Here is a 9,754-nt window from a genome sequence, read left to right on the forward strand (position 1 = left end):
GTTTGCGCAATGAAACAGTTCTTCCGCAATCTGGCGGTTATTTTCCGTAAGACCTGGGTCTGGAGTCTGACCCTGGTTTTGGTTCTGGCTCTATTGGTCTGGTTTGTCGGCCCGTTGCTGGCCGTTGCCGATCATAAATTCTGGGCACCGGCTACCACGCGGCTCGTCACTCTCAGTGCCCTATTCCTCTGCTGGGGCCTCTTCATTGTATTCGTCAGCTGGCGCAGCGGCGTGCGTAAAAAGCGCGCCCTCGAGACCGAGGATGGCCAGGAGCGCCTGCGTCGCCACGAGCAGATCACTGAAGAGCAACAGGAGCTGCGCAGTCGTTTCAAGGATGCATTGCAAACGCTGAAAAGCTCCAGCCTGTACCGCGCCCGCAGCGAACGCTGGAAACAGGAATTGCCTTGGTATCTGGTGATCGGCCCCCAGGGCAGTGGCAAGACCTCCCTTCTGGATTTCTCCGGTCTTGAGTTTCCGCTTAACCGTGACGCCAACCGCCTGACCAAGGATGTCGGCGGCACCCGCCACTGCGACTGGTACTTTGCCGATCACGGTGTCCTGGTCGATACCGCAGGCCGCTACCTCAGCCAGCCGGATGCCGCTGTAGATGCCAGCACCTGGCAAATGCTGCTGACGCTTTTGCGTCGCCGCCGTCGCGCACGCCCGCTCAATGGCGTACTGGTTACCGTACCGGTCGATCAGTTGCTCAATGGTACCGAAATCGAACTGGAAACCCTGGCTCGCCAGATTCGTGCTCGCCTGCACGACATCCATCAGCAGCTGAAGGTCGACGTTCCGGTATACCTTGTCCTGAGCAAAGCAGACCAGGTACTGGGCTTTGAAGAGTTTTTCGACCAGTTGTCCCGTGAGGAAAGCGAGCAGGTCTTTGGTACCAGCTTCCGCAAGGAACAAAATGCTACAGACGCGGCAGTGGTTCGCCAGGAGTTCGAAGAACTGCTGCGCCGTCTGAATACGCAGGTCATTCAGCGTATCCACCAGGAGCGCGATACCCTGCGCCGTGGTCGTATCCTCGACTTTCCTCACCAATTGGCACTGATCGGTGAGCGTCTGTGCCTGTTCGTCGAATTGGCGTTTTCTGGAAACCGTTATCAGCGTGCCAGCCAGCTACGTGGCTTCTACCTCACCAGCGCTCCACAGCTGGTCAACAGCCTCGACCCCAGCACAATGAACATCGGCCGTAACCTGGGCCTGCCCAGCAATGCCCTGCCGACCTACCGCACCGGCCACTCTCGCTTTATCCACCAGCTGCTCAGTCGCGTCATCTTCCCGGAAGCCGACCTGGCAGGTCTGGATCAGCGTGAAACGTCGCGTATCAGTTGGGGCCAGCGCGGCCTCTATGCAGGCGCTGCCGCCTGCCTGGGCCTGTTCGGTGTACTGTGGGCCACAGGATTCAGTGCAAACCATGACCGTCTCGAACAGTTGCGTACCCTGGGTCAGCAGCTGAATGATCAGCACAAGACGCTGACACCCTCCGATGATGCCATGGCAGCGCTGAAATCCCTGGATAGCGCCTATGTCGCAGCCAATGTCTTTCCAGCTGCCAGCGATGTAGCACTGCATGAACGCAGCGGTCTGTATCAGGGCAATAAGGCTCGTCCAACCCTGCAACAGGCCTATCATCAGGAACTGGTAGATCAGTTGCTGCCCCGTGTGGCGCGCCAGCTGGAAGAGCAGATCCATGCCAACCTCAACGACCGCGAACGCCTGCTAGGCAGTCTGCGCGCCTACCTGATGCTGAACCTGGAAGAACGGCGCGACAATGGATTCCTGAAGGATTGGGTAGCGGCTGACTGGTCGACCCGCTACAGCGGCGACACCGTGGTCCAGAATGGGCTCAACTCCCACTTTGCCCGCCTCCTGGAGCAATCCTTTACCCGCTATCCGCTAAACGATGCACTCGTTGCCCAGGCCCGTCAGATCCTGCGTAGCGAATCACTGGCCAACGTGGTGTACCGCATGTTGCGTGATCAGGCGAGCAGCCTGCCGGCATACCGCTTCAGCCAACACCTGGGTCCGCAGGGTGCCGTGTACGGCGGTGCAGACTATGCTATTCCCGGCTTCTACACGCAGAAAGGTTACGAGCAGACATTTACGACCCAAGGCATCAACCTGGTCCGCAATATCATTGAAGACAACTGGGTACTGGGCGAAAGCGACGGTCTCTCCGGTATGGACCTTAAGCGCCTGATGGTTGAGCTGGAACAGCTGTATTTCAACGACTACGCCAACTATTGGAGCGAAGCAGTTACTCAGCTGGTACTGGCTCCGATTGGCGATGCGAATCAGGGTGCCATGCAGCTCTCAGCGCTGACAGCCTCCAACTCACCGCTGTTGCAAGTACTCAATGAGATTCGCGACAACACCCGCTTCCAGTCTGGCGGCAACGATGCAGCGGCTGCCATTGCAGAGGCCGCACCAAAGGGTAATGCGAAGCTGGCCAAAGCCGCTGCACTGGCCAGCGCGGCTGCCGATAAGGCGGGCGACGCGCTAGCCAAGAACCTGCCGGATACGGCCAAGAAAGCGCTGCAGAAACGCTTCGAGCCACTGCATCGCCTGCTGGACGATAACGGCGGCCCAGCGGCCGATATGGTTCCGGTCATGGCTGCACTGAACGACCTTCAATTGCAAATGGCAGGGCTTGCCCATGCCAGCGCCCCCGAGCAGGCCGCCTTTGAAATGGCGCGTGATCGCATGGCAGGTCAACGTGATGCCATCAACAGCCTGCGCAACGCGGCCAATCGCTTGCCGCAGCCGGTAAACAACTGGCTGAGCCTGCTGGCGGACGACAGCTGGATGATGGTGCTTAACGATGCCTATGACTACCTGAACCAGCGCTACCAGAGCGAGATGTATTCGTTCTACAACAATGCTTTGAACAAGCGGTATCCCTTCAAAGCTGACAGCGAGAGCGACGTAGCCATTGCGGACTTCCGTGAGTTCTTCAAGATGCAGGGCGTTGCGGACAAATTCTTTGACAGCTACCTGAAGCCTTTCGTCAGTGGTGATTCCGGCAACTACCGTCTGCGTAGCATCGACGGGCACAGCCTGCCGCTGTCCCGCGAGTTCCTCGCTCAGATGGGTCGGGTCCAGACGATTCGCCGCAGTTTCTTTGCCGAGAATCCGGCGGAGCCGCAGGTCATGTTCAAGCTTGAGCCCTACTCACTGGATTCCAGTCTGACCCGTGCCAACCTGCGCATCGGTAACAACCAGATGGAATACCGTCATGGCCCGATCGTGCAGACAGCGTTCCGTTGGCCCGCCGAGAATGACGAGAGCCGCGTCAGCCTCGTGCTGGAGGAGCTCAATGGTCGCCGTGTGGGTGTCGAGCAGAACAGCGGTCCCTGGTCCCTGTTCCGTATGCTAGATGCCATGAAGATTGAGCAGAACGGCAGCCGGGACGCCCTCATGGTCAAGGCAGATCTGGAAGGTCTGCATGCCAGCTATCTGCTGCTCAGCCAGCGTTCGCCGAATCCGTTCGACGTGGGCAACCTGCGCGGCTTCAAACTGCCGGCGTCACTCTAAATGGGTGACGTTGCCACACGTTGGCGCAGCGCAGCCCGTACCGATGCCGGCAAGGTACGAGCGCGTAACGAAGATGCCTTTCTGGACAGCCCTGAGCAAGGTCTCTGGGCTGTTGCAGATGGCATGGGGGGTCATAGCCAAGGTGATCTGGCCAGCCGCCTCATTATCGAAAGCCTGGCAGAGCTCCCCGTAGGCGCAGGCTTCGATGAACGCCTGCAACAGATCCGCCAGTGCCTTCATTGGCTCAACCGGCGGCTGAACCAGGAGCTCACGGTCATGGCCGACCAGACGGACACCATTATTGGAAGCACGGTAGTCGTCTTGCTGTGCGACGAAGAACGTGCGGCCTGCGTCTGGGCGGGTGATAGCCGGTGTTATCTCTGGCGTAGCGGTAGGCTCTATCAACTTACCAAGGATCATTCGGTACGACAGCGGATGATCGATGAAGAAAGACTGACGCCAGAACAGGCTGCTCGCCATCCTGCAGCACACGCCCTTACCCAGGCGATAGGCGCCAATGAAACGCTGGCGCTCGACATTCTTGAATTCAGCTTGATGCCGGGCGACAGTATGCTTCTCTGCAGTGATGGCCTGTACAAAGGAATCAGTCAGAACGCGATCGGTGCGGCGCTGTCCCTGCCGTCTGTCCAGGTTGCCCTGGAGCGGCTTTTCGATACTGCCTTGCTAGGCCCCGCACGCGACAACCTGACCGCCATCGTCATCCGTCGACAGGAGTAAGGATGTACCTCATGGACGAACTCAACGCGGCAGCTGCCGAAGACGAGCTGACCTATTTCGCCTTCGCCAACAAAACCCCTTCCGCATCGGAAACCCTGCCCAGGGCTCACGGCGTAAAGCCGTTACCCGATGTGCTCAGCGGACGCTACAAACTGGAGCGCCTATTAGGTGTAGGCGGTATGGGCGCGGTTTACCGCGCACGCGACCTGATGCGCGAACAGTACGGCGACCCCGAACCCTTTGTAGCCATCAAAACGTTGAGCGAGGACTTTGCGGAATATCCCGATGCCAGTGCATTGCTCTACAGCGAGTTCGCCCTGACAACCCGCCTCCGTCACCCCCATATTGTTCGCCTGCATGGCTTTGATATCGATCGGGAAAGCGAGCGTGCCTACATAACGCTGGAAATGCTCCGGGGTCTGACCTTGGACAAGTTGCTGTGTGATCACCCACAAGGCCTGGGCTGGGAGGCGCTGCGAGACATTGCCATTCCGCTATTGGAGGCATTGGCCTTTGCCCATAGTCAGGGAGTTCTGCATGGTGATATCAAGCCAAGCAATGTCATCCTGGCCGAAGACGGCCTTCGCCTATTCGACTTCGGTCTTGGTCAGCCGGTAGAAGGCGTGCTGCCCGGCCTGCCCCGCCTCTCGCGAAGCCGCTTTACCGCCTGGACACCACGTTATGCCTCCCTTGAACTGTTGGATGGAGCACCGTTGACGCCCTCGGCTGATGTATATGCCGTTTCCTGTGTCTTGTATGAATTGGCCACTGGTCAGCATCCCTATCGGCGCCTCAGTGCGAAACAGGCACGTGCCATGCAAATAGAACTCACACCTCCTGCCCAACTACCAAAGCCGTGCTGGCAAGCGTTGCGAACGGGGCTGCAGTTCGCAGAGCCCGATCGTCAGATCGATGCTAATGGTCTGCTGGAGGGTTTTCGCCATGTTAAACAGGCCTCTACCTTGGGTCGCTGGCTGGGTCTTCGCCAGTCCGCCTAGACCGTTCGTAGCCACAACGCTGACTTACGTCGGCTGCTGCTCAAGAAACGTGAAGCAATCACTGTTTCGTTGAGCGGCGGGCTTGAGTAAAAGCCGACTAGATCACATGATTCGCTCCCTATCAGACGCAAGGAGGCGCCTGTGTTTTTCGCAGCCAACGAAACGCATTTTTCTTTGGTTCTGGATGGCGTTGATACCGACTTCCAAGTCCTGAGCTTTACGGGACAGGAGTCGATCAGCCAGCCCTTTCGCTTTGACCTCGAACTGGTCAGCGAACGCCCCGACCTCGACCTTGAGGCCCTGCTGCATCAGCGCGCCTTTCTGGCCTTCTCGCCCAGCGGTAACGGCGTGCATGGTCAGCTCTACCAGATCGGCCAGGGCGATGCCGGCAAGCGCCTCACCCGCTATCACGTCGTGCTGGTGCCGCGTCTGACTTACCTTGCGCACCGTACCAACCAGCGCATCTTCCAGAAGCTCACCGTCCCGCAGATCATCGCCCAGGTGCTCGAAGACCACGGCATCCTGGCGGACGCCTACCGTTTCCAGCTGGGGCCTACGGTCTATCCGCCTCGCGAGTATTGCGTCCAGTACGATGAGACCGACCTGCACTTCATTCAGCGGCTCTGCGAAGAGGAAGGCCTGCACTATCACTTCGAGCATACCCAGGATAACCACGTCCTGGTGTTTGGTGATGACCAGACCGGCTTTCCCAAGCTCACACCACCGACTGCTTATGTACAGGGCTCGGGGCTTGTAGCAGACGAGCCGGTAGTCAAGCGCTTTGGCGTACGCCTGGAAACCCGTACCGCCCGTGTCTCCCGCCGCGACTATGACTTCGAGCAGCCACGACTGCGAATGGAAGCGGCCTACAAGAGTGACGCCAAACCCGACCTGGAAGACTATGACTACCCGGGCCGCTTTACCGATCGCACCCGCGGCAAGCACCTCGCCCAGCGCGCCCTTGAGCGTCACCGCAGCGACTATCAGCTGGCCGAAGGTGAAAGCGATCAACCCCAGCTGGTGACCGGTCACTTTCTGGAACTGTCCGAGCATCCCCGCCGCGACTGGAACCAGCTATGGCTACTGACCGGCCTCTGGCATGAGGGCAAGCAGCCACAGGTGTTGGAAGAGTCGGTTACCAGCGATGTGGACAAGCACGACGGCTTTACCCAGGGCTACCGCAACCGCTTCACAGCGACGCCCTGGGACGTGCTCTTCCGCCCTGCGCTTGAGCACCCCAAGCCCAAGATCCTGGGCAGCCAGACCGCGGTGGTCACTGGACCCAAGGGCGAAGAGATCCATTGCGATGAGTACGGCCGGGTCAAGGTACAGTTTCACTGGGACCGCGAAGGTCAGGCCAATGAGCAGACCAGCTGCTGGTTACGCGTCTCGTCCAGCTGGGCGGGTGATCGCTACGGCGGTATCGCCATTCCTCGCATCGGCATGGAAGTACTGGTCACCTTCCTGGAAGGCGACCCGGACCAGCCCCTGGTCACGGGCTGCCTGTTCCACATGGAACATCAGGTGCCGTATGACCTGCCGGCCAACAAGACCCGCAGCGTCTTCAAGACCCTGAGCACACCGGGCGGCGGTGGCTATAACGAGCTGCGCATTGAGGATAAGAAAGGTCAGGAACAGATCTATGTTCATGCTCAGCGGGACTGGGACGAGAACATCGAGCACGACCAGAAGATCCGCGTAGGGCATGAGCGACACGACATTGTCGAGGCCAACAGCTACACGGAATACAAGGCGGAGGAGCACCGCACCACGGATGCGGACCGCAAGGTTGAGGTCAAGACCAACGACCACCTCACCGTAGGGCAGAACCAGCATGTCCACTTGGGAACAGCCCAACTCACCCAAGCCGGCCGGGAAATTCACCTAAAGGCTGGTCAGAAAATGGTCATCGAAGCGGGAATCGAACTCAGCCTAAAGGCAGGCGGTAGCTTCATCAAGCTAGACCCCAGCGGTGTCACGATCATTGGTCCCATGGCCAAAATCAATGCGGGTGGTTCAGCCAGCAACGGCTCAGGTATTGCGATTGAGCTTCCGCGCTTACCGGGCGAGGCGGATGTAGATAAGGCTGGGGCATTACTCACTCAAGCCTTAGTAAACGAATCCGAAAAGATTAAACGCAAGCCCAAACGAATGTTGAATTTCTCTAGCTGATAGAAACAAGCAAACCTATCAGATAGTACATGGATTGTAGGTAATACAAGTGACAGAATTAAGTAGCGTTCAACAGTGGAGCTATCCCTTTAACTTAAAGGGAGAAGAAGGCCAATCCAGTAAGCCCGTAACTGACCCACTACAGTACTTTGATGCTCTGGCGAAAGCTAAGGGCGGCTATTATCCGATTGGTAAAAATGGTTTATGGCATGGTGGTGTCCATTTCGACAGTGGTACTGCCGCCTCTCTAGATCAATCTGCCATCCGCTGCATTGCAGATGGTGAAGTAGTTGCTTATCGAGTCGACGACACATACAAAAAGTCAAATTTCAGCAGTGGTGAAAAATTATTTTCTACCGGATTCGTTCTGGTCAGACATAAATTAGAGCTGCCTAAATTAAATGAACAAGCAAACGCTACCAATACCCCAACAGAACAACCCTCTTTAATCTTTTACAGCCTGTACATGCATCTATTGGATTGGGCAGGTTATACAAAAGAAAACGCACCTACACCGCCTAACTTTCTTAACAAAGCCGTATATAGCGTAAAGGCGGATAAAGCGACTGACGTGGTTAAGGGGCTACGAGTACGCACAGCACCTAGAAACGGCCAGATTAAGGCTGTCCTACCTAAGGGCACTAGAGTCAAGCTAGGTGAGCAAAGCGCGACCAATAATAAATGGTACCGCTTGATTAGTATCTTGGAAGGACAAGCGTTACCCGCCATTAATCTGGATGAGGAGTGCTGGGTATTTGAGGGCCAGCTTGACCATACCGATGTTTCAGATGAGCGTTTGGTTGGCGTCAAGGCTAATGACACTGAGCCGACACTGGCACCCCAGAAAGGACTAAACATACGTAAGGCTGCCACAGGTGCAGATAAAAAACTGCTTACAGGACTAATACCTGTAGATGTAACCTTTACTTTAGAAACAGATACTGGTCGTTATTGCAAGATCAAAGAATTTATTTCAGGTCAAAACATCCTTCCCCTTAAAGAAGACTGCATAAAGAATATTAGTGGTTATGTATATAAAGAATGTCTGCAGGCCAGTAGAATCCCGCCTACGCTAAATGATATTCATGTTCTGGATTCGCCCCACCCTATAAGGGCCGGAGAAATCATAGGACATTTAGGTATCTATCAAAACCACGATGATATTGCCGCTGAACCCATGCTCCATTTGGAAGTGTTTAGCTGTGAGGACGTCCCTGCGTTCATAGAAAAGACCAAAGCTGCAGCAGCGAGCCTTCCTGATGATAAAAAGAATTTACTTAAGATTCATAAGGAGGCTAGTAAATTAATAAGTCATCGCTCTGATATTAGCGCGTCTAATCCTCCCAAGCTTTCGGATACAGGGACCGTAATTGGGGTAGACATGATCTTTAATCTTGAGGTCCTCAATAATTATCCCCAAGATCGAAAAATCACGGTAACCGAAACATCACCGGGTAGTAAAACTAGCAAAACCAGAACTTGGTGGCGCCTAGATAATATCTTAGCGGACCAGCAGGGAAATAAAATTAGTGGATGGCTTACAGAACAGTCCGAACTTACTACGCGTCACAGTCCTTGGGAATGGGAAGGATTTGACTTTATTAGAGAAACTCCTTCTAACCTAGATCACCTGGCCAGTCATTTAACTAACACAAATCAAATCGATGAAATTGAACAAGCCAGTTATTCAGCAAACATCAAATACTCTGAAAGCGGACCTATAAAAGAAAGACTATACAAGATACTAGACCTAAATAACGATAAGGCTTTTACTCCTACTGAAACTAAGTTAGCGCTGAAAGAAGCGTGGCTCTCTCAATCCATCTATAAACTTATAACAAAATACGAAAGCGAATGGTTTTGGAAAAAAAATAAGTGGGAAGAAATAGATTCTATAATGCTATTAGGAGAAGAGAACAGTGATTGGAGTACGGAAAAAGAACGTATAGAGCAGTTATCTTGGTGGCACCAAGTAAACTCAATTCAAAATAAAGAAAATGATTTAACTACTATTCATAACCTTGAAAACCCCGTGACCTGGCACATATCTATAGCGGGATTAATAGATAACTTCAATACTTTTGAAAGTAACGCTATTACTCTAGGGAAGGTCTGAAAAAGACTTCCCGAATCTGGTGAAATACGCCGATCCCGCCAGCCGAGTTTTTCCATGAAGCAGATGACCTTCGCCGACGCCGAGTACGCCAGCAAGCGCAAGCAGACCCGTAAGGAATTGTTCCTGATCGAGATGGATCAGGTGGTGCCGTGGAAGGGATTGATTGCCCTGATCGAGCCACACTACC

5 protein-coding genes and 1 pseudogene are annotated in these 9,754 nt (G+C 55.0%); all 6 read left to right on the forward strand.

The features are described 5' to 3' along the window. The first annotated feature begins 9 nt into the window (after window positions 1-9). A complete protein-coding gene (tssM, locus tag HMPREF1487_RS08815; protein WP_010796283.1) occupies window positions 10-3,543 on the forward strand; it encodes a type VI secretion system membrane subunit TssM in 3,534 nt (1,177 codons plus the stop codon). Further along, window positions 3,544-4,281: a PP2C family protein-serine/threonine phosphatase gene (locus tag HMPREF1487_RS08820; RefSeq protein ID WP_010796284.1), complete on the forward strand. Its 738-nt coding sequence runs from the start codon at window positions 3,544-3,546 to the stop codon at window positions 4,279-4,281. Window positions 4,282-4,292: 11 nt separating this feature from the next. Then, the gene (locus HMPREF1487_RS08825) at window positions 4,293-5,279 is read left to right on the forward strand and encodes a serine/threonine-protein kinase (RefSeq protein WP_037030602.1); all 987 of its coding nucleotides are present in this window, start codon (window positions 4,293-4,295) and stop codon (window positions 5,277-5,279) included. Window positions 5,280-5,420: 141 nt separating this feature from the next. Then, window positions 5,421-7,451 (forward strand): type VI secretion system Vgr family protein, encoded by a 2,031-nt coding sequence (locus HMPREF1487_RS08830; protein WP_010796286.1) that lies wholly within the window; start codon window positions 5,421-5,423, stop codon window positions 7,449-7,451. Window positions 7,452-7,500: 49 nt separating this feature from the next. After that, window positions 7,501-9,567: a hypothetical protein gene (locus tag HMPREF1487_RS08835; RefSeq protein WP_010796287.1), complete on the forward strand. Its 2,067-nt coding sequence runs from the start codon at window positions 7,501-7,503 to the stop codon at window positions 9,565-9,567. A 54-nt stretch (window positions 9,568-9,621) separates the two neighbouring features. Next, window positions 9,622-9,754, forward strand: a pseudogene (locus HMPREF1487_RS27285) (IS5/IS1182 family transposase); the annotation flags it as partial.

The organism is Pseudomonas sp. HPB0071, from assembly GCF_000478505.2.
Lineage (GTDB): Bacteria > Pseudomonadota > Gammaproteobacteria > Pseudomonadales > Pseudomonadaceae > Chryseomonas > Chryseomonas luteola.